General features: G+C 71.3%; 23 protein-coding genes and 2 tRNA genes. 11 read left to right on the top strand and 14 right to left on the bottom strand.

Annotated features, from left to right (window positions below; genetic code table 11):
* Window positions 1–184: 184 nt before the first annotated feature.
* The gene (locus HD597_RS47525; protein WP_253753414.1) at window positions 185–331 is read left to right on the top strand and encodes a hypothetical protein; all 147 of its coding nucleotides are present in this window, start codon (window positions 185–187) and stop codon (window positions 329–331) included.
* A 101-nt stretch (window positions 332–432) separates the two neighbouring features.
* Complete coding sequence (locus HD597_RS47530) at window positions 433–3,285, top strand: ATP-binding protein (protein WP_253753416.1); 2,853 nt, start codon at window positions 433–435, stop codon at window positions 3,283–3,285.
* Window positions 3,286–3,344: 59 nt separating this feature from the next.
* Here the strand turns inward: HD597_RS47530 and HD597_RS47535 are convergent, their stop codons facing one another.
* The 8 genes from HD597_RS47535 to pstS form a co-directional block, all read right to left on the bottom strand.
* Window positions 3,345–3,914, bottom strand: coding sequence for a TMEM165/GDT1 family protein (locus HD597_RS47535; RefSeq protein ID WP_253753418.1), 570 nt, complete (start codon window positions 3,912–3,914; stop codon window positions 3,345–3,347).
* Window positions 3,915–4,141: 227 nt separating this feature from the next.
* Window positions 4,142–5,179, bottom strand: coding sequence for a UDP-N-acetylmuramate dehydrogenase (locus tag HD597_RS47540; protein WP_253753420.1), 1,038 nt, complete (start codon window positions 5,177–5,179; stop codon window positions 4,142–4,144).
* A gap of 128 nt (window positions 5,180–5,307) precedes the next feature.
* Window positions 5,308–6,429, bottom strand: coding sequence for a glycosyltransferase family 2 protein (locus tag HD597_RS47545; protein ID WP_253753422.1), 1,122 nt, complete (start codon window positions 6,427–6,429; stop codon window positions 5,308–5,310).
* Window positions 6,430–6,520: 91 nt separating this feature from the next.
* Entirely contained in the window at window positions 6,521–6,949 is a 429-nt protein-coding gene (locus tag HD597_RS47550) for a MaoC family dehydratase (RefSeq protein ID WP_253753425.1), read from the bottom strand.
* Between the two features lies 1 nt (window position 6,950).
* On the bottom strand, window positions 6,951–7,400 hold the full coding sequence (locus HD597_RS47555; protein ID WP_253753427.1) for a MaoC family dehydratase N-terminal domain-containing protein: 450 nt from the start codon (window positions 7,398–7,400) through the stop codon (window positions 6,951–6,953).
* A gap of 209 nt (window positions 7,401–7,609) precedes the next feature.
* A complete protein-coding gene (gene rpmG / locus HD597_RS47560) occupies window positions 7,610–7,774 on the bottom strand; it encodes a 50S ribosomal protein L33 (RefSeq protein ID WP_019632658.1) in 165 nt (54 codons plus the stop codon).
* A gap of 71 nt (window positions 7,775–7,845) precedes the next feature.
* Window positions 7,846–7,919 (bottom strand) — tRNA-Met (locus tag HD597_RS47565).
* A gap of 213 nt (window positions 7,920–8,132) precedes the next feature.
* The gene (gene pstS, locus HD597_RS47570) at window positions 8,133–9,203 is read right to left on the bottom strand and encodes a phosphate ABC transporter substrate-binding protein PstS (protein WP_253753429.1); all 1,071 of its coding nucleotides are present in this window, start codon (window positions 9,201–9,203) and stop codon (window positions 8,133–8,135) included.
* A 124-nt stretch (window positions 9,204–9,327) separates the two neighbouring features.
* On the opposite strand from pstS, the gene HD597_RS47575 reads away from it, so the two are divergent.
* The gene (locus HD597_RS47575; RefSeq protein ID WP_253753431.1) at window positions 9,328–9,525 is read left to right on the top strand and encodes a hypothetical protein; all 198 of its coding nucleotides are present in this window, start codon (window positions 9,328–9,330) and stop codon (window positions 9,523–9,525) included.
* Between the two features lie 56 nt (window positions 9,526–9,581).
* On the opposite strand, the gene HD597_RS47580 is transcribed toward HD597_RS47575, so the two are convergent.
* The 5 genes from HD597_RS47580 to HD597_RS47600 form a co-directional block, all read right to left on the bottom strand.
* Window positions 9,582–9,654, bottom strand: a tRNA-Thr gene (locus tag HD597_RS47580).
* A gap of 39 nt (window positions 9,655–9,693) precedes the next feature.
* Entirely contained in the window at window positions 9,694–9,924 is a 231-nt protein-coding gene (locus tag HD597_RS47585; protein ID WP_253753433.1) for a transposase, read from the bottom strand.
* 106 nt (window positions 9,925–10,030) lie between these two features.
* Window positions 10,031–10,552: a C40 family peptidase gene (locus tag HD597_RS47590; protein ID WP_253753435.1), complete on the bottom strand. Its 522-nt coding sequence runs from the start codon at window positions 10,550–10,552 to the stop codon at window positions 10,031–10,033.
* Window positions 10,553–10,597: 45 nt separating this feature from the next.
* Entirely contained in the window at window positions 10,598–11,560 is a 963-nt protein-coding gene (locus HD597_RS47595) for a lysozyme (RefSeq protein WP_253753437.1), read from the bottom strand.
* Between the two features lie 50 nt (window positions 11,561–11,610).
* Window positions 11,611–12,153 carry a P-loop nucleotide/nucleoside kinase family protein gene (locus HD597_RS47600; protein ID WP_253753439.1) on the bottom strand — a complete coding sequence of 181 codons (543 nt, stop codon included), beginning with the start codon at window positions 12,151–12,153 and terminating at the stop codon, window positions 11,611–11,613.
* Between the two features lie 231 nt (window positions 12,154–12,384).
* Here HD597_RS47600 and HD597_RS47605 point away from each other — a divergent pair, with 231 nt between their 5' ends.
* The 6 genes from HD597_RS47605 (at window position 12,385) to helR (ending at window position 18,402) form a co-directional block, all read left to right on the top strand.
* On the top strand, window positions 12,385–13,326 hold the full coding sequence (locus HD597_RS47605) for an ATP-binding cassette domain-containing protein (protein WP_253753441.1): 942 nt from the start codon (window positions 12,385–12,387) through the stop codon (window positions 13,324–13,326).
* Complete coding sequence (locus tag HD597_RS47610) at window positions 13,307–14,050, top strand: ABC transporter permease (RefSeq protein ID WP_253753443.1); 744 nt, start codon at window positions 13,307–13,309, stop codon at window positions 14,048–14,050. Before HD597_RS47605 ends, HD597_RS47610 begins: the two co-directional genes overlap by 20 nt.
* Window positions 14,051–14,092: 42 nt before the next feature.
* Window positions 14,093–14,596 (top strand): NUDIX domain-containing protein, encoded by a 504-nt coding sequence (locus HD597_RS47615; protein WP_308210842.1) that lies wholly within the window; start codon window positions 14,093–14,095, stop codon window positions 14,594–14,596.
* 7 nt (window positions 14,597–14,603) lie between these two features.
* On the top strand, window positions 14,604–15,131 hold the full coding sequence (locus HD597_RS47620) for a DinB family protein (RefSeq protein WP_253753445.1): 528 nt from the start codon (window positions 14,604–14,606) through the stop codon (window positions 15,129–15,131).
* 81 nt (window positions 15,132–15,212) lie between these two features.
* The gene (locus HD597_RS47625; RefSeq protein WP_253753447.1) at window positions 15,213–16,115 is read left to right on the top strand and encodes a hypothetical protein; all 903 of its coding nucleotides are present in this window, start codon (window positions 15,213–15,215) and stop codon (window positions 16,113–16,115) included.
* A gap of 139 nt (window positions 16,116–16,254) precedes the next feature.
* Window positions 16,255–18,402, top strand: coding sequence for an RNA polymerase recycling motor ATPase HelR (gene helR / locus HD597_RS47630; RefSeq protein ID WP_253753448.1), 2,148 nt, complete (start codon window positions 16,255–16,257; stop codon window positions 18,400–18,402).
* A 14-nt stretch (window positions 18,403–18,416) separates the two neighbouring features.
* Here the strand turns inward: helR and HD597_RS47635 are convergent, their stop codons facing one another.
* On the bottom strand, window positions 18,417–19,895 hold the full coding sequence (locus HD597_RS47635) for a SulP family inorganic anion transporter (protein WP_253759774.1): 1,479 nt from the start codon (window positions 19,893–19,895) through the stop codon (window positions 18,417–18,419).
* A 249-nt stretch (window positions 19,896–20,144) separates the two neighbouring features.
* Here HD597_RS47635 and HD597_RS47640 point away from each other — a divergent pair, with 249 nt between their 5' ends.
* Both HD597_RS47640 and HD597_RS47645 read left to right on the top strand, forming a co-directional pair.
* A complete protein-coding gene (locus HD597_RS47640) occupies window positions 20,145–20,552 on the top strand; it encodes a MerR family transcriptional regulator (RefSeq protein WP_253753450.1) in 408 nt (135 codons plus the stop codon).
* Between the two features lie 132 nt (window positions 20,553–20,684).
* Window positions 20,685–21,902 carry a glycosyltransferase gene (locus tag HD597_RS47645; RefSeq protein ID WP_253753452.1) on the top strand — a complete coding sequence of 406 codons (1,218 nt, stop codon included), beginning with the start codon at window positions 20,685–20,687 and terminating at the stop codon, window positions 21,900–21,902.
* The last annotated feature ends 115 nt before the right edge of the window (window positions 21,903–22,017 follow it).

Genomic DNA, 22,017 nt, shown 5'->3' on the forward strand with positions numbered 1-22,017 from the left:
AGCATCGCCGACCAGGGCCACTACCTCCAAACCGGACCACCTTAGGGCACCCGGGGCCCCCTCCCTAGGTATGCCGTAGCCCTTCAGGCACCAGAGATAAGGCATCCACCCGATGCGACGGGGCGGGCCTTAGACCGAGCATTAAAGGTGTCAGCAAGACGCACGAAACATCTGGAGAAACACCATGAACCCCGAGATCGAGTTCGAGCTCATGAAGAGTCAGGCCAGCGAGCTGCGCCGGGCGGCCGCCCACCACCGCCGAGTACTCGAGGCGGAGCGTGGCAACAAGAGCGAGCGCCGCTCGTTCTTCGGCAAGCGCCGCACCTCATGACCACCCCACGAGAGCCCGGCCGCATCCTCGCGCGCGGCCGGGCCTCACAACCGCCATAAATCCGTCGAAAGCACCGGAAGTTGCATGACATGCTGGACGACATGCGGGGACGATCTGTCAGTCCCGTCTTCGTAGGGCGGGAAGAGGAGCTGGCGGCTCTGGCCGAGAGTTTCCTCGACGCCAAACGCGGCACCGCGACGGCCGTCCTGCTGGGAGGCGAGGCCGGGGTCGGCAAGACCAGGCTCGTCCAGCGGTTCGCCGAGCAGCGCGCCGCCGACGGCGCCCACGTGCTCCTCGGGGGCTGCGTGGAGCTGTCCACCGAGGGCCTGGCGTACGCGCCGTTCACCGCCGCACTCCGGCAGCTCGTCCGCGAGCAGGGCCCGGCCGCCGTGGCGGGGCTGCTGCCCGACGGCGCCGAGCGCGACCTGGCCAGGCTGCTGCCCGAGTTCGGGGAGCCCAACGGCGACGGCGAGACCGACACGGGCCGCGCGCGCCTGTTCGAGCAGTTCCTCACCCTCCTGGAGCGCCTGGCCGACAGCCGCCCCACCATCCTCGTCATCGAGGACATCCACTGGGCCGACCGCTCCAGCCGCGACCTCATCGCCTTCCTCAGCCGCAACCTGCACGCGCCGCAGGTGCTGATGGTCATGACGTACCGGTCCGACGACCTGCACCGCCAGCACCCGCTCAGGCCGGTCCTCGCCGAGCTGGGCCGCGTCAACGGGGTGCACCGGCTCGACCTGCCCCGCCTGTCGCGCGACGAGGTGGCGCAGCAGATGACCGCGATCCTCGGCAAGGTCTCCGAGTACGGCGCGGTCGAGCAGGTCTACGAGCGCAGCGAGGGCATCCCCCTGTTCGTCGAGGCCCTGCTGGAGTGCGGCGTCGACTGCACCTTCCCCGAGTCCATGCAGGACCTCATCCTCGGCACCGTCGAGCGGCTGCCCGAGGAGACCCAGCGCGTGCTGCGCGTGGCCGCCGCCGGCGGCAACCGCGTCGGCCACGCACTGCTGGCGGCCGTGAGCGGCCTGTCCGACGTCGAGCTGGAGGGCGCGCTGCGCCCGGCCATCGCCCGCAACGTGCTGCAGATCGCCGACAACCGCGCCTACGTCTTCCGCCACTCTTTGATCCGCGAGGCCGTCCACGACGAGCTGCTGCCCGGCGAGCACCAGCGCCTGCACGCCAGGTTCGCCGAGGAGATCTCCAAGGACCGCAGGCTCGTCCCGCCCGGCCGCGCCGCCGTCGAGCTGGCACACCACTGGTACGGCGCCCGCGACGACCGCTGGGCCCTGATCTCGGCCTGGGAGGCGGCGCAGAAGTCGTTCAAGGCGTACGCGTACACCGAGGCCGTCCAGCTCCTGGAGCGCGTGCTCATGCTCTGGGTCCGGGTGCCCGACGCCGCCGACCTCATCGGCGCCGACCACACCGCCGTGCTGGAGCGCGCCTCCGAGGCCGCCAGCGCCGGCGGCGACGTCGACAGGGGCCTGAAGTTCGTCAAGGCGGCGCTCGCGCAGCTCGACGAGGCCACGGAGCCGGAGCGGGTGGCCCAGGTCATCAAGCGCAGGGCCGCGTTCAAGAACTCCAAGAACCAGACCGGCGTGATCGACGACCTCAGGCACGCGCTGCAGCTCGTCCCCGAGGACAGCCCCGACCGGGCCGAGGTCGTCATGACGCTGAGCCGCCACCTGATGCTGCGCGGCCAGATCGAGGAGGCCGGCGGGCTCGTCGCCGAGGGCCTGCGCCTGGCCAGGCAGTACGGCGACCGCTGTCTCGAAGGCGACCTGCTGATGAACCAGGCGCTCGGCCACTCGCTCAACGGCGAGACGGAGAAGACGATCGCCCTGAACGAGCAGGCGCTGCGGATCGGCCGGGAGGAGCGCTCGCCCCGCCTGATCACCCGGGCGCTCGGCAACAACGTCGACGCGCTGCTCGACATGGGCCGCGAGGACGAGGCCCTGCGCCTGGCCGAGGACGGCTACGGCATCGCCAAGCAGTACGGCAGGCTGCGCGGCAGCGGCCTGTTCATCGCCAACAACTGGGCCGAGTCGATGGAGGTGCTCGGCCGCTGGGACGAGGCCATCGAGATCGTCGAGAGCGCGCTCAGCCACGGCCCCGTGCTGCGCCACAGGCTCGCCCTGCTGCGCGTGCGCGCCGACATCGCCATGGCCAGGGGCGAGCTGCAACTCGTCGAGGCCCTGCTGACCGAGACCGGCGTGTTCAAGGACCACCAGGAGGAGTTCGTCCAGGACCTGGTCAACAACGCCCGCCTGCGCATCGGCTGGCGGCTGGCCACGGGCGACCCCGCCGCCGCGCTGGACGAGGCGGAGCGGGTGCTGGCCCGGCCGCGCCAGCCGAGCAAGGCGATGCTCGGCTGGCGGCTGCTCGCCCTGCTCCGCGTCGTCTGCGACGCCGCCCGGGACGTCGAGCCCGCGCGGACCGAGGCGGTACGCAAGCACGCCGCCGAGGTGGCCGCCGAGCTGACCGTCATCGGGCCGGTCGTGGAGGCGTACCGGCTGTCGTACCTCGGTGACTTCGACGCCGCGGCGGCGGCCTGGGAGCGGCTCAGGCGCCCGCACAACCAGGCCAAGGCCCTGCTGCGGGCGGCCGGCGGCGCCGCGGCCGGAGGCGACAGGGAGGGCGCGGCGACGCGGCTCAAGACGGCGCTCCCGCTGGCCCGGGCGCTGCGCGCGACCCCGCTCATCGCCGACATCGAGGCGCTGTCGCGCCGGGTGGGCGGGCTCCAGGCGGCACAGGAGCCGTCCGAGCTGCTCACCCCGCGCGAGCTGGAGGTGCTGCGCCTGGTGACGCAGGGGCGGACCAACCGCGACATCGCGGCCGAGCTGTTCATCTCGGCCAAGACGGTGAGCGTGCACGTGTCGAACATCCTGGCCAAGCTCGGCGTCACCACGCGCGGCGAGGCGGCCGCGGCCGCCCACCGGCTCTCGCTGCTGGTCTAGAAGGCCGCTGTCCCGCAGGACCGCCGGCCTGGAAGGCTGCCGGCCTGGAAGATCGCCGCCTAGAAGATCGCCTCGGCGATCAGGATCAGGCCGAAGACGGCGAACGCGGTGGCGGCGCCGTACTTGATGGCCTTCTCGGGCAGGTGCTTGCCCAGCATGCGCCCCACGAGGATCGCCAGCGCGTCGGCCGCCACCATGCCCACCGTCGAGCCGATCCACGTGCCGACCCAGTCGTCGTAGCGCGTCGCCAGCGTGATGGTGGCCAGCATGGTCTTGTCGCCCAGCTCGCTCAGGAAGAACGCCACGGTCACCGCGATCAGGGCGTTCCTGGTGGTGCGCTGGGCCTTCTTGGACTCCTCCTCGGTCAGCTCGTCACCGCGCAGCGTCCACAGGGCGAAGCCGAGGAAGGCCAGGCCCGCCACGATCGAGATCGCCGTGGTCGGCAGCCAGTCGCCGACCAGCCCGCCCAGGGCCACGCTGAGCAGATGCACCACGGCCGTGGCGACGGTGATGCCGAGGATCACGACCCAGGCCTTGAAACGGGTGGCGAACGTCATCGCCATGAGCTGGCTCTTGTCGCCGAGCTCGGCCACGAAGATGGCGACGGTGCTGATCCAGAACGCTTCCAACGGTCCTCTTCCGCGCGACCAGGCCGGAAGCAGGCACCCGGGGAGATGGTTTTCGGGCACGACTTCGGCCCGGCAGCGTCTTTGTCATGACTGCCAGGCCGAAGGTCTCGTCCGCCCGATCAAGGCCCGCGCGACCGGGCGCCCGCGGGCGCCAGTATGTCGATCACGCGATTGGGACTACTCCCCTTCGGTAATTCCAACACACCATAACAGCCCCAGAAGGCTGCCTATTCCCCCAGACCGCAGCCCACCAGCACCGGCTCGTTGACCAGCGTGACCCCGAACTTCTCGCGCACCCCGTCACGCACCTCCCTGGCCAGGGCCAGCAGGTCGGCCGCGGTGGCGGCCCCGGTCGGGTTGGTGAGGGCGAGCGTGTGCTTGGTGGAGATGCGTACGGGGCCGCGTTCGTACCCCTTCGGGTAGCCCGCCTGCTCGATCAGCCACGCCGCCGGCACCTTGATCAGCCCGCCGGGCATCTCCCAGTGCGGATGCCCCGGCGCGCGCACGGCCAGCTCCGCCGCCTGCTCCGGCGTGAGCACCGGGTTGGTGAAGAACGAGCCCGCGCTGCGCGTGTCGGGATCGTCGGGGTCGAGCACCATGCCCTTGCCCCTGCGCAGCTCCAGGACGGCCGCACGGGCCCGGTCGAGCGGCACCCGGCCGCCCGCCTCGGCGCCCAGCCTGCGGGCCAGCTCCTCGTACGCCAGCGGGCCGGACAGCTCCGAAACGTCCAGCGCGTACGTCACGGCCAGCACCACGTACCGGCTCGGGTCACGCTTGAAGAGGCTGTCGCGATAGGAGAACCCGCACTGCCGCGCCTCCAGGTCCACCACCTGCCGGGTGCGCCGGTCGTAGGCGCGCACGCACCTGATGGTGTGGGCGACCTCCTGCCCGTACGCCCCGACGTTCTGGATGGGCGTCGAGCCCACCAGGCCGGGCACGCCGGACATGCACTCGATGCCCGACCAGCCCTCGGCCACCGCGCGGGCCGCCAGCCGGTCCCAGTCCTCGCCCGCCTGGACCACCAGCACGACCTGCTCGCCGTCGCGCGAGACGGCCACGCCCTCGGTGGCGACCTTGACGACCAGCCCGTCGAAGCCGTCGTCGGACACCACGACGTTGCTGCCCCCGCCGAGCACCAGCGTGGGGACGCCGTTCATGTCGGCCTCGGCGATCAGGGACACGAGCTGCTCCGCCGAGGTCGCCTCGGCGAAGTCGCGGGCGGGGCCGCCCAGGCGCAGCGTGGTGTACGGCGCGAGCATCTCCATGAGCACCTAGCTTAGGAGGCGCCCGGCATGCGCAGCACCCCCGTCGTCGCTCAGGAGGCACCCGGCACGCCCAGCACCCCAGTCGTCGCTCAGGAGACGCCCGGCACGCCCAGCACCCCAGTCGTCGGTCAGGAGACGGTCAGCATGCGCAGCACCCCGTCGTAGTTGCGCCGGGACTCCCGCTCCAGGTAGTCGGCCGGCACGTCGTGCCGCTCCAGCCGCTCCACGGGCGGCGGCTCGTCGGGGACGACCAGGTCGCCGGGCAGGGCCAGCGAGAGCTCCAGATCGGCGTACGCGCCGTAACAGGCGTCCTCGGGCAGCGCGCCGATCGCCTGAGCCCTGCGCACGGCCAGGAGCCCCCCGGTGAGCGCCCGCACCTTCCCGGGCCCGGCCTCCCGCCACTCGGGCCCCGCGCCGCCAGGCCCCTGCCGCCACTGCGGGACGATCCCGATGCTCGTCCGCGCCGTGGCGCCGTCGGACGGCTCCAAGCCCCGCCAGCCCGCCGCCACCGCGCCCGACGCGACCGCGGCGACGAGCGGGGTGAGCGCGTCGCCCCGCAGCACCACGTCCGTGTCCATCAGCACGTGCACCTCGGACTCGTCCAGTCGCAGCAGCTTCGCCCGGCTCTCGCCCCAGGTCGCGGTGCCGCCGCGCCAGTGCGGCTGCTCGGCCACGTGCCAGGCGGCGATCCGCTCCGGGTGCCGGTCTGCCAGCTCGCGCAGCACGTCGCCGGCGCCGTCCACGTCGCCCAGGTCGAGGGCGAGCACGCGGGCGTTCGTGTGGTCCAGGACGGACTGCAGGCACCTGCGCACGTCCTCGGGCCTGCCGTCCACGAGCAGGCCCACGCCGACCGTCACGTCCTTGGTCTCCATGCGCTGCCGCTCGCTGTTGACGCCCAGGTCGTCGAGCCGGTTGGTGGCCAGCGTGCCGTCCCAGACGCGCTGGGCGTGCAACATCTCGTCACCCGGATCGCCGTGCTGCCCCGGATCTCCGGAGAAGCCCAGCTCGGCGGCGGGGTTCAGCCTGGCGTGCTCTCCCTTGGCCCGGGTGCCCGCCGTGCCGACCCCGGGCGCCCGCCCGCCACCGCGGAGGGCGGCGCCTCCCGCCGTGTCACGGCCGGTCCCGGCGCCGCCCGCCGTGTCACCACCGGTCCCGGCGCCGCCCGCCGTGTCGCGGCCGGTGCCGGTGCCGCCCGCCACCTCCTCCGGCCGCGCGGGCCGCAGGTTGCCGGGCGGCTTGGCATCGGTCACCGCGGACACGGGGATGGATCGAACCGTCGGCCAGACCTGTCGCGCAGCATCATTCATACGGACACGCGCTACCCGGGAGCCGCCCCGCCTATCATGAGAGCTGGACCACGGCCCGGGCCTTCGAGAGCACCTTCGCGTCCCCCGACCTGGCGGTGAGCCCGACGACCACCCTCTTGTCCTCGAGCTTCTCCTCCACCACCCCGCTCACCGAGATCGTCGCGCCCCGGTCGTCGTCGGGCACGACCACCATCGACGAGAACCTCACCCCGAAGTCCACCACCGCTCCGGGGTCCCCCGCCCAGTCGGTGACGAACCGCCCGGCCTGCGCCATCGTGTACATGCCGTGCGCGATCACGTCGGGCAGCCCGACCATCTTGGCGAAGCGCTCGTTCCAGTGGATCTGGTTGAAGTCGCCCGACGCGCCCGCGTACATCACCAGGTTGACCCGGCGCACGTTGTACTCCGCCGCCGGGATCTCCTGCCCGACCTCGACCTCGTCGTACCTCACCGTGGCAGTCATCTCAGCCCGCCCCTCCGCGCTCGACGATCGTGTTGTACGTCACGCACACCGGCTCGCCCTGCACCGTCCGGATGTCGCTCCTGACCGTCAGCACCTCGTTGCGGCCGGCGGTGCGGATGTCGGTGATCGTGGAGGTCATGACCAGCTCGTCGCCGGCGTGGACGGGCCGCACGTACTCGAAACGCTGCTCGCCGTGCACCACCATGGCCAGGTTCAGGCCCAGATCCGGGTCCACCAGCGCCTCTCCGCCGCTCTGCAGGCTGAAGACGATGGGGAACGTGGGCGGCGCGATCACGTCGGGGTAGCCGGCGGCCTGGGCGGCCTGCCTGTCGCGGTAGAGCGGGTTGTTGTCGCCGATCGCGGCCGCGAACTCCTTGATCTTCACCCTGCTGACCTCGTACGGGGTACTCGGCGGATAGGTCCTGCCCACGAAGTCACGATTCAAGGCCATCGCTGCTCCCTCGCATGTCTCCGTCGTCCCAGCGCTGATGGGGCCGACGCTAACAGAACAAGGTTCGGCTGTCGCTGGGGATGGGCTGCTTTTTGCCCGGGACATGCGCGGCGCGAAAAGCCCCTACAAACACGACAAACCGGCGCCCTGCTAGGGGACGCCGGTTGTGCGATATGTCTGTAGGAGGGCAGAAGCCCTGCCCGGAGGCCCTATCGGGTCTCGCGGTGCGCGCGGTGGCAGCGGCAGTTGGGGCAGTACTTCTTCAGCTCAAGCCGATCCGGGTCGTTGCGCCGGTTCTTCCGCGTGATGTAGTTGCGGTGCTTGCACTCCTGGCAGGCCAGCGTGATCTTCGGCCTAACGTCGGTGGCAGCCACTTGGGAGTGCCTTTCTACGTTCGGGACATGGACACGCCCGTACCCAGGCCTGGCGACCTGGGTTGGGGCAGTAGCGGAGGCCGGACTTGAACCGGCGACACAACGATTATGAGCCGTTTGCTCTGCCTGACTGAGCTACTCCGCCTTTGAGCCGGAAAGGGCCCGGCCCGTAGAGGATACCCGACACGGCGAGCACATTCGTAACTCACCCGGTCAGGTGGGGTGCTCCCAGTATGCCTCAGGAACCCCCGACAACCGAAATCAAATGCCCGGCAGCCCCGTCTGCCGTCCCCTCCCAAGGGGTGATCAGCGTAGCAGCGGTCGCGAACCCCCGCACACCGGTCGCCGCCCGCCCGGCTCAGGACGTGGCGCCGAGCCGCGCGCGGACCTTGGCGAGGAGCTCTTCGGGCAGCATGGCGTAACCGTACAGGGAGAGGTAGGACTGGCCGGCGTCGCTGGCGGTGTAGTTCAGGAAGGTGAGCACCACCGGGTCGTTCCGGTTCGCACAGACGATCTCGTAGGTGGCCAGGATGAGCGGGTAGGCGCCGGAGACCTTGGTCACGTAGTCGAGGCGGACCACGAGATCGTCCTCGCGACCGGCGCTCCTGGCGCCCTTCATGGCCCTGCTCGCGCTCTCGGGCGTGAGCGGGACGAACTGCCCGGCGGCGTTGCGGATCCGGGCGACCTTCAGCCTGGCGCTGCTGGCGAAGCCGTACTCCACGTACCCGATCGAGTGCCGGCGCTGCTCGACGGCCCGCGCCATGCCGCTGGAGCTCACCACGCCCTCCCCCGTGCCGTTCCACCTCAGGGAGGGCCGGTGCGGCCAGTCGCCGGCCGCCTTGAGGTAGGACAGGAAGTTGTGGGTGGTGCCGGAGGCGTCGGAGCGGTGGAAGACGCGGATCGGGGTCGGCGGCAGGCGGCTGCCGCGGTTGTCCGCGGCGATCTGCGGCGCGTTCCACCTGGTGATGCGCCCGCTGAAGATGCCGGTCAGCGTGGCGGGCGAGAGCTTCAGGTCCGGCACGGTCGGCAGGTTGTAGGCCAGCGCGATGGGCCCGATCACCATCGGCAGATGGATGGCGCGGCCGCCGCAGCGCCGGTCGGCCTGCGCCTGCTCCTGCGGGTTCATCGCGACGTCCGAGCCGGCGAACGCGCTGCGGCCGGCGATGAAGTCGCGGATGCCCGCTCCCGAGCCGGTGGCCTCGTAGATCACGCGCAACCCTGGATGCGTGCGCTCGAAGTCGGCGCGCCAGGCGTCCATCGCGCCCTTCTGCGCGGTCGAGCCGGAGCCGCGGACGGAGGCGGCGATCTGCGGGCTCTGACGTCCGTGCTCGGTGGTCAGCAGCACGATCCCGATCGCCAGGGCGGCGCCGGCCGTCACGGCGATGGCGACGATCACGGCCGCTGCAGCGATCCAGGTTGACCTTGCCATTTCTCCAAGGCTATGGATCCGAGGCGACGCGGCCCATCAGCCACAGCCCAAATTTCGGGCTTGAGATGCCTGGCAGAGGGCAGCCCGCCCCGGTCGCCACACTCCTCGCCATGCGGGGCGGAGCTTGAACCTTCACGATCTCCTGGCGTGGGTGCTGGGAGGGGCGGCGATCTGGGCCGTGCTGGTGTTCTGCGCGTTCCTGATCCGCTGGGACGTCGTCGCCGCCCTGGAGACCGGCACGGGCACGGCGGTCATGCTCGCCGTCGCGGCGCTCTTCCGGTGGTGGAGGAACCGGGGAAAGGACCAGCCGCCAGCCGATTAGCCGCGTACAACGCGAAAACGCCCGCCCCGTGACTTACGGGTCGGGCGTGAAGTGCGAGCCCCCAAACGGAATCGAACCGTTGACCTTCTCCTTACCATGGAGACGCTCTGCCGACTGAGCTATAGGGGCCTGTCCGGCGCTGCGGACAGGTGTAACCATACACGGCACTCAGCGATGATGCGAACTCGTTCCGGCCGCCGCCGGGGCCCGCACCCGCCGCCGCGCGGGGAAGTCGATCACCTCGCACAGATCCGCCAGATCGACGTGCCTGGCCACCTCCGCCACCGAGGTGCAGTCGGCGACCAGCCACCCGTTCCTGCGCACCCGGAGCACCTGCCGCCCCCCGCGCACCGCACCGACGACCTCGTAACCGTCGAGCCCGACCCATCGCCTGTCCATAGCGGCACACATTAGCCGCGGGGTCTCTCATTTTTGCCCTGCCACACGCGTTACCAGGCATACCGAATCGGCACAGGCATCGACTCAGTACCCGTAGAGCCCGGCCTCAGTACCGGTAGAACCCGGCGAAGTCCTTCTTCCGGCCGATCTCGTCGACCCGCACCACGGCCCCGGTCTCCGGCGCGTTCATCATCTTCCCGCCGCCCAGGTAGACGCCCACGTGATGGGTCCTGACCGACCGCTTGCCGATCTTCCCGAAGAACACCAGGTCCCCCGGCTCGGGCGAGGAGACCCGCCGCATCCTGCGCACGTGGTCGTCGGTGTTCCCCGGCCCCAGCACGTCCTCGCCGTGGGCCAGCGCGTACACCCATCGCGCGAAGCCCGAGCAGTCGAGCCCGCGCGTCCTGGCCGCCGGGCAGGGCTTGATCCGGCCCCGGTAGCCCCTGCAGGTGCCCTTGGACGGCCCGGGGGACGCCGCGTGGCCGCCGCCCCAGGAGTACACGATCCCGCGCTGCTCGATCTCGTACGCGACACGTACGATCAGCGGCGGCATGGACAGCCCCAGCGGCACGGAGGCCGTGGCGGTCAGCAGGAGCAGCGCCGCTGCCACGGCTAACCGCCGTCTCATCCCATACCCTCCCAAAAGTCACGCTTCTGGGATTGATACTGCCTCTTATCGGGCCTTGAGGGTGAGCTTCACCGAGCCGACCGTCACGTTGACGCCCACGGTGCCCGTCGACTTCCTGGGCTTGGTGGTGAACGTGAACGTCTTCTTCTGCCCGCGCGGCAGCTCGGCGACGGTGCAACGCACCGCCGTGCCGCTGAAGTCGCACCCCGGCGCCTTGACCACGGTCTGCCCGCCGAACGCCCTCCCGGAGACCTTGACGTCCTTGACGGGGTGCGGCCCCGTGTTCCTGATCGTGACCGTGTAGGTCTTCCTGTTCCTGGCCTGGCCCGACACCGTCACCGAGGCCGGCGGGTTGGCCAGCGTGGCGAGCTGGGACTCCGAGCCGTTGAACGTGTTCCCGCCGCCGACCAGCGGCCCCTTGTCGGACGACTGCCAGAACGTGTGCTTCTTCCAGCTCTTCGGCAGCTCGCCCGGATCGTTGCCCCAGCGGGCCAGCCAGAGGGGGTTGGACCTGAACTTGTCGGAGTTCCCCGTGCACGTCTGCCACCAGCTCGTGGTGGTGTAGATGATCGCGTGCCGGCCGGTGGCCTCGTGGTACTTCTTCGTGAACGCCTTGAGCCAGGCGACCATGTCCTCGACGGACAGGCCGTAACAGTTGTTCTTGCCGTTCGTGTCCTTGTACGGATTGTCCTCGATATCGAGCACTCCCGGCAGGGTGCGGCCATCGCTGATCCAGTTGCCGCCGTGCTGCAGGAAATAGTCGGCCTGCGCCGTACCGTCGGTTTCGTGTGGTTGCGCAAAGTGATAGGCGCCACGGATGAGCCCGGCCGCCGCGGCTCCGTCGTACTGCGCTCCGAAACGCGGGTTGGTGTAGTCCGTGCCCTCGGTGGCCTGCACGAACGCGAATTTCCCGCCTCCGGCGGCAACGCTCGCCCAATCGATGTCGCCCGTCCAGTTGCTGACGTCCACACCGGGCACTCCGTCGGCCGCCTGGGCGACTCCGGTCATGCCGACCGTAGCAATTACCGCGAATAACAAGAGACGTTTCACGCCGGAGATCATTGCGGAGCCGCACACAATTTCGCAAGTCCGGGAATATCAATTTCCCGCGTCGTCTCGACCGAAAAGACGGGCCCGAGCCCCAGGGGGTGCGCCCCTGCCGTCCACTCCCGCCAACGCTCGTCGCCGACCTCGCCGTCGAAGTGGATCGGGTGCCGTACGCGCTGCTCGTACCTGCGCCTGGCCAGCTCGGGCGGCACGTCGCACCAGACCTCCCGCACGCGCGGGCCCGCCTCGACGCCCGCCCGCCGCAGCCCGGCGCGCACCACCGGCAGCAGCGGCGCCAGCCAGGGGCTTTCCAGCACCGCGCCGCGACCGGCCGCGGCCAGCAGGGTCCACATGCTCTCCCCCGCCGCCGCCCCCAGGCGCCTGCTCCACTCGCGCGGCGGCACGCACTCCGGCCTCGTGAGCGTGTCCGCCAGCGTCTCCTTGATGTCGTCCTTGCTGATGACGGGCCAGCCGAGCGCCCGCCCGAGCGCCCGGGCCACCGTGGTCTTGCCGGAGCCGGGCAGGCCGTTGACGAGCACGACGAGATCACCCATGCGCGAGATGTTCGCAGAAATTGTTGCGCCGATCCGGAGAAACCGCACTTCGGAGGCCCTGAATTGGCCACGTCGGCGGCGCCGCTCCTGACGGTGTTTCCGCAGGTGGAAGCCCTTTATGAACGTGACATTCGCGTTTGCCAAACATCCCCGGAGCTGCACAAACTGGGATTCGATCCAGCGACCGCCCCCGACCAGGGGTTTCTTCGCCATGCCCGGAGGAAGGCGACCATGATCCATGCCCGGGGACTGACCCGAGTGTTCAAGATGAAGAAAGAGAGCGTGGAGGCCGTCCGCGGCATCGACCTCGACGTGGAGGCCGGCCAGCTCGTCGCGTTCCTGGGCCCGAACGGCGCGGGAAAATCCACCACCCTGCGCATGCTCACCACCCTCCTGCCACCCACCTCGGGCACCGCCACGGTGGCCGGCCACGACGTGGCCACCGACCCGAAGGGCGTGCGGGCCCGCATCGGGTACGTGGGCCAGCGCAACAGCGCGGGCGAGGACTTCCTCGTCCGGGACGAGCTCGTCACCCAGGGCCGCTGCTACGGCCTGCGCCCGAAGGAGGCCGCCGCCCGCGCCGGCGAGCTGCTCGACCTGCTGGACCTGGCGCCGCTGGCCAAGCGCGTGCCCGGCACCCTGTCAGGGGGCCAGCGCCGCCGCCTCGACATCGCCCTGGGCCTCATCCACCGCCCGTCCCTGCTGTTCCTCGACGAGCCCTCGACCGGGCTCGATCCCAAGAGCCGCGCGGAGATCTGGCAGCACATCCTGCGCCTGCGCGAGACGTACGGCACCACGCTGTTCCTGACCACCCACTACCTGGAGGAGGCCGACAGCATGGCCGAGCGGGTGGTGATCATCGACGGCGGCCGGATCATCGCGGACGGCACGGCCGAGCAGCTCAAGAACGACCTGGCCGGCGACCACATCGTCATCACCACCGGCACCGAGCGCGAGGCCGAGACGGCCGCGCGGATCGGCGGCGGCGACGCCGACGGCCTCACCGTCCGCCTGCGGGTCGCCAAGGCCACCGCCGCGCTGCCCGACTACCTGCGGACGCTGGACGCCGCCGGCATCAAGGTCGTCACCGCCGAGACCATCCGCCCGACCCTCGACGACGTGTTCCTCACCCTGACTGGGAGAAGCCTCACCGATGACGACGTTCCTGCGTGACACCACCACCGTTTTCTCCCGCGAGTTCAAGCCCAGCCTGCGCAACCCGGTCGGGCTGCTGTTCGACATGGGGCAGCCGCTGCTGTTCCTGTTCCTGTTCGGGTCGCTGCTGGACGGGGCGGTCGGCTCGTCGTGGCAGTGGTTCGTGCCGGGGATCCTGGTCATGATGTGCCTGACCGGGCCCATGAGCGCCGGCTACACGCTGCTGGTCGAGCTGATCGGGGGCGCGATGGAGCGCCTCATGGTCACGCCGCTGAACCGGACGGCGATGCTCGTCGGCAAGAGCGTGAAGGCCGTGCTGACGCTGCTGGTGCAGGCGGTGCTGATCATCGTCCTGGCGCTGCCGCTGGGCTTCGAGCTGCACCTGGCGGGCGTCCTGGGGGCGCTGCTGCAGCTCGTCGTCTTCAGCGTGGGGCTGGGGGCGCTCTCGTTCGTCCTGGCGATCAAGTCGGCCCCGGGCGGCACCCTGTTCTACGTCGTCAGCCAGTCGATCATGTTCCCGCTGCTGCTGCTCTCCGGGGTGCTGCTCCCGCTGGAGACCGCTCCCGGCTGGTTGCGGGCGCTCGGCCAGGTCAACCCGGTCACCTACATCGTGGACGCCCAGCGCGCCCTGTTCGCGGGCGACCTGTCCAGCCCCTCCGTCCTGTACGGCGCCGCGACCGCCTGCGTCATCGCCGCGGTCGGCCTCTACCTGGGCAACCGGGCGCTGCGTCGAGGCGTATGAGCCGTTTTGACATCCGTTTCGCGTCGCCACCAGAGTGAGCTGGTGACTCTTGTGCTGGCGACGCGGACGGTGCCCTGGATCCCGGTGGCGCACCGCCTCGACGTGATCCTGTCCGAGACCCTGCCGCCGGTCGAGCAGACCACGTCGGCGTTCGCGTTCGTGTCCGACTCCGCCGGCCGGACGCTGATGACCTGCGTGGACCGCGAGGGCCGCGGCTGGGACATCCCAGGCGGCCACCTGGAGCCGGGCGAGAGCCTGGCCGAGGCGGCGGCCAGGGAGCTGCACGAGGAGACCGGCCTGAGCCTGCCGGCCTCCGCTCTGTCGATCTTCGCCTGGCAGCGCATCGAGCTGCTGGAGCCGCCTCCGGCGGACTACCGCTATCCGGCGCTGGCGTACATGGCGATGTTCCGCGCGGCGCTGCCGGAGTCCGGCGCGCCGACGCGGCCGCCCGCGGGCTCCGAGAGCACCCGCGCCGACTGGCTCTCCCGTGCGGAGATCGAGCGGGTGTGCCCGGACCGCACCTGGCTGGTGCTGCTGGAGGCATGATGGAGCCATGGCCTGGCGCTCGCCGGAGATCTCGCGGCTCAACGGCCAGCTGAGCGTGCCCGCGGGCGGCGAGCGGGCCGTCGCCGACGCCTGGCTCGACGCGCACCGCGAGACCCTGCTCTGGAAGTGCGGCGGCCTGACCGCCGGCCAGCTCAGGTCCCGTTGTGTCGAGCCGTCGAGCCTGTCGCTGCTCGGGCTGCTGCGCCACATGGCCGAGGTGGAGCGCGACTGGTTCCGCACCCGCTTCGCCGGCGAGCGGGTGCCGTACCTCTACTGCACCGACGACGACCTGAGCGCCGAGTTCGACGTGGACGGGGCCGACGCGGAGGCCGATCACGCGACCTATCTCGCCGAGCTCGACGCGGTCCGCCGCACGGTCGCGGGCCGCTCCCTCGACGAGACCTTCACCGACCCGAGGCGCGGCATCACCATGTCGCTGCGCTGGGTGTACACGCTCATGATCCAGGAGTACGCCCGCCACAACGGCCACGCCGACCTGCTCCGCGAGCGCCTCGACGGCGCCACCGGCCACTGACGCCGCACCGTTCGACGGCCGAACCGATCACCTGCATCATGGCCCTCGGCCGGATTTGATCTACGTCGCGAGGAGTGTGCGGTGCTGAACCCCAGGGAGCCCGACTGGGCGCACGTGGCCAGGTCCCTCGGCAAGGTGCTCGCCGTCACCGTGGTGCTCCACCTGGCCCTGGGCGCCGCCGATCGGGTGCTGTGGTTGTTCCTCCCCTCCGGCGGCGAGCGCGTGGCCACGGTGCACGGCACGGCCGCCCGCGTCGCCAACCCGGACAAGCGCCTGTCCGGGGGCTCCGACTCCGGCGAGACGTTATGGCAGTCGGCCTACGCGATGTGGGGAGAGCCTCGACTGGCCGGCCGCAGCGAGCCCGAGCGCTACGAGATCGTGGAGAGCCTGTTCGGCACCGTCCGGGCGCCCTCCCTCGACGGGCCGTCCGGCAAGCTGGGCGACGCGATCAGCGCCGTCGAAGCCAACCCCTACGCGGGACAGAAGCACATCGCCAGGAAGACCATCGACGGGCTGCCCCAGACGCTCGTCGCCACCGCGGTCGTGGAGTTCACGCGCCCGATGACCACCGAACAGCTCATCGCCTTCAACCACAGGTACGCCCTCCGGGGCGGGCCCGACGTCTCCTACATCTACTTCCCGGCCTCGCGCTACGACGACTCCGACCCGAATCCGCTGCTCAACGCGGTGGTGTGGAATCGCGACATGGTCGAGGAGAACACCGGAGCGGATTTCACCTACCAGCACGAGACCGAGCCCGAGCCGGCGCTCCGGGAGTTCCGCAACTGGGTCGGGCTGCTCGACGAGGGGGACGATCTCAGCGCGTTCGGCCTCAGCTACCAGTGGCTCGCCCGGGCCGCCGAGGAGGGCGCCGTGTACGGGCTCGTCATCGACCGCTGGAAACTGGCCGACCTGCGTGCGCTGCTGCCCGACCAGGACGTGAGCACGATCCGGCTCGCCGACGTCGCCTTCGACCTCGGCTGATGAGGAGCGAGGAGGACGGCACACCCCCCGCCACTCTCAACGTATAGCGCAACAGGGGGCTTGCGGCAAGACCCCGGTCGTGCCGCACAATCGACGACCTGACCCCCTGCCGCGAGCAACGAATCGGAGCCGACCACCCGTGACCCCGCTGACCACCAGCGCGTTCGACCTTCCCCACCACCTCGCCCCGAAGGCCGACCCGGCCCTGATCGCCCGCGACGAGCAACACTTCGCGGCCATCGCGGCGAGCCTCGAACAGGCGATCGCCGAGCTGTCGGACCGGCTCGCCGCCGAGCGCAGGGCGCCCGGCGGCGCGGGCAGGCAGGCGCTGGACCGGGACCTGGAGATCCACCGGCTGACCGCGCGCCTGCGCGCGCTGCGCCGCTTCGGGCTGGACCTGTGCCTGGGCCACATGGTGAGCGCGGACGACCCCGAGCCCGTCTACGTCGGACGCCTCGGCCTCACCGACAGCGAGGGCCGCCGCCTGCTGCTCGACTGGCGCTCCCCGGCGGCCGAGCCGTTCTTCGGAGCCACCCACGGCAACCCGATGGGCCTGGCCAGCCGCCGCCGTTACCGCTGGACCCGCGGCCGGATCAGCGACTACTGGGACGAGGTCTTCACCGCGGACGGGGCCGAGGGGCACGCCGCGCTCGACGACCAGTCCGCGTTCATCGCCAGCCTGGGCAGCAGCCGCTCGCCCCGGATGCGCGACGTGCTCGCCACCATCCAGGCCGACCAGGACGCCATCATCCGCGCGGGATCCCGCGGTGCCCTGGTCGTCGACGGCGGTCCCGGCACGGGCAAGACCGTCGTCGCCCTGCACCGCTCCGCCTACCTCCTCTACTCCGACCCGCGCCTCGGCCACCGCCGGGGCGGCGTGCTGTTCGTCGGCCCGCACCAGCCCTACCTGGCCTACGTCGCCGACGTCCTGCCCAGCCTCGGCGAGGAGGGCGTGCAGACCTGCACCCTGCGGGACCTCGTCGCCGAGGGAGCCGCGGCCGCGGTCGAGAAGGACCCGGAGGTGGCGCGGCTGAAGGCGTCCGCGGACCTGGTCAAGGCCATCGAGCCGGCCGTCAGGTTCTACGAGAACCCGCCCACCGAGGGCATGACGGTCACGACCCACTGGTCCGACATCTGGCTGGGCGCCGACGACTGGGCCGAGGCGTTCGCCGCGCCGGATCCCGGCACCCCGCACAACGAGGCGCGCGACCAGATCTGGGAGGAACTGCTCACGATCCTCACCGACAAGCATGACGACGAGGACATCTCGCCTGACCTGCTCCGCAAGTCCCTGCTGCAGAACAGGGAGCTCCTGCGGACCTTCAACCGCGCGTGGCCGCTGATCGAGGCGGCCGACCTCGTCGGCGACCTCTGGTCCGTCCCCGCCTACCTGCGGATGTGCGCTCCCTGGCTCGCCGCCGACGAGATCCGGCGGCTGCAACGCGATGACGCCCAGGCCTGGACGGTCTCCGACCTGCCGCTCCTGGACGCGGCACGCCAGCGGCTCGGCGACCCGGAGGCGTCCCGGCGCAGGCGCCGTCAGGAGGCCGCCCTCGCCGCCGAACGCGAGCGCATGTCGCACGTCGTCGACAACCTGCTCGAAGCCGACGACGACGGCGAGGGCCTGGTGACGATGCTGCGCGGCGAGGACCTGCGCAGCAGCCTGGTCGACGACAGCGCCCTGCCGGCCGCCGACCCTGACCTGCTCGCCGGCCCGTTCGCGCACATCGTCGTGGACGAGGCCCAGGAGCTCACCGACGCGGAGTGGCAGATGCTGCTGCAGCGCTGCCCGTCCAGGAGCTTCACCATCGTCGGCGACCGCGCGCAGGCCCGGCACGGGTTCACCGAGTCGTGGCAGGAGCGGCTGGAGCGGGTAAGGCTCGACCGGATCACCCTGGCCTCGCTCAGCGTCAACTACCGCACGCCGGAAGAGATCATGACGGAGGCCGAGCCGGTCATCCGGGCCGCGCTCCCCGACGCCAACGTCCCGACCTCCATCCGCGCCACCGGCGTCCCCGTCACCCGCGGCGCCACCTCGGAGCTGGGCTCGATCCTCGACGCCTGGCTCGCCGCCCACGCCGACGGGACGGCCTGCGTCATCGGCGATCCCGCGTTCGAGGAGACGGCCCGCGTGCGGTCGCTGACGCCGGAGCTGTCGAAGGGCCTCGAGTTCGACCTGGTCGTCCTCGTCGACCCCGGCTCCTTCGGCGAGGGCATCGAGGGGGCGGTCGACCGGTATGTCGCGATGACGCGCGCGACCCGTCAGCTCGTCGTCCTCACGAGCTGACGGGCGCCCGCGTGTCAGTGGCTGCCGGACAGCTCCCCTGACAGGGCGCCGTGCATGCGGGCGCTGGGCTGGTTGAGGCCGACGATGCGGACGGTCTTGCCGCGGGCGGCGTACTTGGCCTCGACGGCGTCCAGGGCGGCCACGGAGGAGGCGTCCCAGATGTGCGCGCCCGTGAGGTCGACGACCACGTCATCGGGGTCGCCCGCGTAGTCGAACTGGGAGACCAGGTCGTTGCTGGAGGCGAAGAAGAGCTCGCCGGTGACCGCGTAGACGACCTGCCTGCCGTCGGGGTCGAGGCAGGAGGTCACCTGGGCGAGGTGGGCGACGCGGCGGGCGAAGATGACCAGGCCGGTCAGCGAGCCCACGACGACGCCGATGGCCAGGTTGTGCGTGGCGACCACGACGGCGACGGTGATCACCATGACGCCGATCTCGCCGGCGGGCATCCGCCTGAGCGTGGCCGGCGCGACGGAGTGCCAGTCGAACGTCCCGAACGACACCAGGATCATGACGGCGACGAGGGCTGCCATCGGGATCTGGGAGACCAGCGGGCCGAAGACGATGCACAGCACCATGAGCAGCGCGCCGGCGGTGAAGGTCGACAGGCGGGTGCGGGCGCCGTTCTTCACATTGATCATGGTCTGGCCGATCATGGCGCAGCCGCCCATGCCGCCGAAGAAGCCGGTGACGATGTTGGCCAGGCCCTGCCCGATGGACTCGCGGGTCTTGGAGGAGTGCGTGTCGGTGATGTCGTCCACGAGCTTGGCCGTCATCAGCGACTCCATCAGGCCGACGAGGGCGAAGCCGAACGCGTACGGGGCGATGAGGGTGAGGGTGCCGAGCGTGAAGGGCACGTCCGGCAGGCCGGGCACGGGCAGCGAGGAGGGCAGCACGCCGCGGTCGCCGACGGTCGGCACGGCCAGGTGGGCGCCGACGGTCAGGGCGGTGAGCGCGACGATGGAGATCAGCGGCGCCGGGATCGCCCTGGTCAGGCGGGGCAGGAACACCATCAGCGCGAGCGCGCCGCCGACCAGCGGGTAGACGACCCACGGCACGTCGATCAGCTCGGGCACCTGCGCCATGAAGATGAGGATGGCGAGGGCGTTGACGAAGCCCACCATGACGCTGCGCGGCACGAAGCGCATCAGCCTGGCCACGCCGAGCGCGCCGAGCACGATCTGGATGAGGCCGCCGACGATGACGGTGGCGATCAGGTAGCCGAAGCCGTGCTCGCGGGCCAGCGGGGCGACCACCAGGGCGATGGCGCCGGTGGCCGCCGAGATCATCGCGGGGCGGCCACCGGCGATGGCGATGACCACGGCCATGGTGAAGGAGGCGAACAGGCCGACGCTGGGATCGACACCCGCGATGATCGAGAACGAGATCGCCTCGGGGATCAGCGCGAGGGCCACGACCAGCCCGGACAGGATCTCGGTACGCGCCACCGAGGGCGTCAGCCAGGCCGGGCGGCCGGGGCGGAAGCGGGCGGGCACGGATGAGCTGAGCAACAGACGTCCTTCATCGGGGAGCGGCCCTCGACAGGGGCGGGCGGCGGGGTGGCGAGGTGGCGGTAGGTTCCCAGCCAGGGCATGCCACGTGCGGTCCGGCCACGGGCAACTCTACCCTGACGTTAGGGTAGAGATTCGGCGGGGCCCGCACCGCCCGATCAGCCGAGCAGTGAGGTCATGCGAATGATGGACGGATCAGGGCTTCCCGCGCCGGCGGGCGGTGGCGGAGAGCACATGCACATCGGGCAGGTGGCGACGCGGACCGAGCTGTCGCTGCGGACCATCCGCCACTACGACGAGGTGGGCCTGGTCCGGCCCTCCGCGCGCAGCCAGGGCGGCTTCCGCCTCTACACGGAGGCCGACGTGGCCCGGCTGATGGTGATCCGCCGGATGAAGCCGCTGGGCTTCACGCTGGAAGAGATGGGCGAGCTGCTGTCCATCACCGACCGGCTCGACGACAGCGGCGCGGCGGCCCTGGACGCGGCCGAGCGCGAGCGGCTGCTGGCCCGGCTGGGCCGCTTCGAGCAGGCCGCCCGCGAGCGTTGCGAGGCGCTCCGCACCCAGCTCAGCAGGGCCGAGGAGTTCGCCGCGGACCTGCGGCGGCGCGCCGGGCAGCTCACGGCAGAGGACGCTTCCGGCTGATTCATGCGGAAAGGGCGTTTACCACCCTCCGCCACTCCCAACGTATAGCGCACCCCGGGCTTGCGGCAAGACCCCGGTCATGCCGCAGAATCACAGGCCGAAGCCGAAGACCTGCAGAGATGAGAGTGCGTAGTGCGTGTATTGCTGTCGACCCGCGGTTCGCGCGGAGACGTCGAGCCGATGGCGGCGCTGGCGGTCCGGCTGCTCGATCTCGGCGCGGACGCTCGGGTGTGCGCACCGCCCGACGAGGAGTTCGCCGAGGTGCTGGCGCGGGCCGGCGTGCCGCTGGTGCCGGTGGGCCGGACGGCGCGCTCCATGGTGACGGGGCCGACGCGGTTCAAGGAGCAGGACATGGCGCAGCGCGCGGCCGAGATGGTCGCCGCCACCTTCGACACGATCGCCGCGGCGGCCGCGGAAGGGGCCGACGCGGTGGTGGCCACCGGCATGTTCCCCGCCGTGGCGGGCGCGCGGACGGCGGCCGACAAGCTGGGCCTGCGCTACTTCTACACGTGCTTCCAGCCGGCCATGCTGCCGTCGCCGCACCACCCGCCGTTCGAGTACCCGGGCCGCCCGCACCCGGCCGGGGTGACCGACAACCGGGCGCTGTGGGACCTCGACATCGAGAACATGAACGTCCTGTTCGGCGGCGTGATCAACGCCCACAGGACGTCGATCGGCCTGCCCGCGCTGGGCAACGTGCGCGACCACCTGCTCACCGACCGCCCCTGGCTGGCCACGGACCCCGTCCTCAGCCCCTGGGTACGGCCCGCCGACCTCGACGTGGTGCAGACCGGCGCCTGGATCCTGCCCGACGAACGCCCGCTGCCCGCCGGCCTGGAGACCTTCCTCGACGCGGGCACGCCGCCCGTGTACGTGGGCTTCGGCAGCATGCCCATGACGGCGGCCCAGGACGTCGCCCGCGTGGCCGTCGAGGCGGTCCGCGCGCAGGGCCACCGGGTCCTGCTCGCCCGCGGCTGGGCCGGCCTGGCCCCGATCGACGACGCCGCCGACTGCTTCGCCGTCGGCGAGGTCAACCAGCAGGCGCTGTTCCGCCGGGTGGCCGCCGTGGTGCACCACGGGGGCGCGGGCACGACGACCGCGGCCGCCAGGGCGGGCACGCCGCAGGTGGTGGTGCCGCAGATGGTGGACCAGCCGTACTACGCCGGGCGGGTGGCCGAGCTGGGGAACGGCGTGGCGCACGACGGCCCCGTACCGACCTTCGCGTCCCTGTCGGCGGCGCTCGGCACGGCGCTGGACGCGCGGACCCGGGCGCGCGCCGCCGACGTGGCCGGCCAGGTCCAGGCCGACGGGGCGATGACGGCCGCGAAGCTGCTGTTCGAGCGGGCGTAGCGCCCTCGCCGTCTGCCCGAGGTGGGGCGGGCAGGCGCCTGCCAGACTGATCGGCGATGCCGACGGAACGAGGACTGAACATGGTGGACGCGGCCGTGCGACCGATCGTCGAGGC

It is taken from the genome of Nonomuraea thailandensis (assembly GCF_024172165.1).
Lineage (GTDB): Bacteria > Actinomycetota > Actinomycetes > Streptosporangiales > Streptosporangiaceae > Nonomuraea > Nonomuraea thailandensis.

Bases quoted from the DNA above. Each gene is read 5' to 3' on its own strand.
- HD597_RS47525 (WP_253753414.1), top strand. From the start codon at position 185: ATGAACCCCGAGATCGAGTTCGAGCTCATGAAGAGTCAGGCCAGCGAG.
- HD597_RS47530 (WP_253753416.1), top strand. From the start codon at position 433: ATGCGGGGACGATCTGTCAGTCCCGTCTTCGTAGGGCGGGAAGAGGAG.
- HD597_RS47540 (WP_253753420.1), bottom strand. From the start codon at position 5,179: ATGGAGATGCTCGCGCCGTACACCACGCTGCGCCTGGGCGGCCCCGCC.
- HD597_RS47550 (WP_253753425.1), bottom strand. From the start codon at position 6,949: ATGACTGCCACGGTGAGGTACGACGAGGTCGAGGTCGGGCAGGAGATC.
- HD597_RS47555 (WP_253753427.1), bottom strand. From the start codon at position 7,400: ATGGCCTTGAATCGTGACTTCGTGGGCAGGACCTATCCGCCGAGTACC.
- pstS (WP_253753429.1), bottom strand. From the start codon at position 9,203: ATGGCAAGGTCAACCTGGATCGCTGCAGCGGCCGTGATCGTCGCCATC.
- HD597_RS47585 (WP_253753433.1), bottom strand. From the start codon at position 9,924: ATGGACAGGCGATGGGTCGGGCTCGACGGTTACGAGGTCGTCGGTGCG.
- HD597_RS47590 (WP_253753435.1), bottom strand. From the start codon at position 10,552: ATGAGACGGCGGTTAGCCGTGGCAGCGGCGCTGCTCCTGCTGACCGCC.
- HD597_RS47595 (WP_253753437.1), bottom strand. From the start codon at position 11,560: ATGACCGGAGTCGCCCAGGCGGCCGACGGAGTGCCCGGTGTGGACGTC.
- HD597_RS47600 (WP_253753439.1), bottom strand. From the start codon at position 12,153: ATGGGTGATCTCGTCGTGCTCGTCAACGGCCTGCCCGGCTCCGGCAAG.
- HD597_RS47605 (WP_253753441.1), top strand. From the start codon at position 12,385: ATGATCCATGCCCGGGGACTGACCCGAGTGTTCAAGATGAAGAAAGAG.
- HD597_RS47610 (WP_253753443.1), top strand. From the start codon at position 13,307: ATGACGACGTTCCTGCGTGACACCACCACCGTTTTCTCCCGCGAGTTC.
- HD597_RS47620 (WP_253753445.1), top strand. From the start codon at position 14,604: ATGGCCTGGCGCTCGCCGGAGATCTCGCGGCTCAACGGCCAGCTGAGC.
- HD597_RS47640 (WP_253753450.1), top strand. From the start codon at position 20,145: ATGCACATCGGGCAGGTGGCGACGCGGACCGAGCTGTCGCTGCGGACC.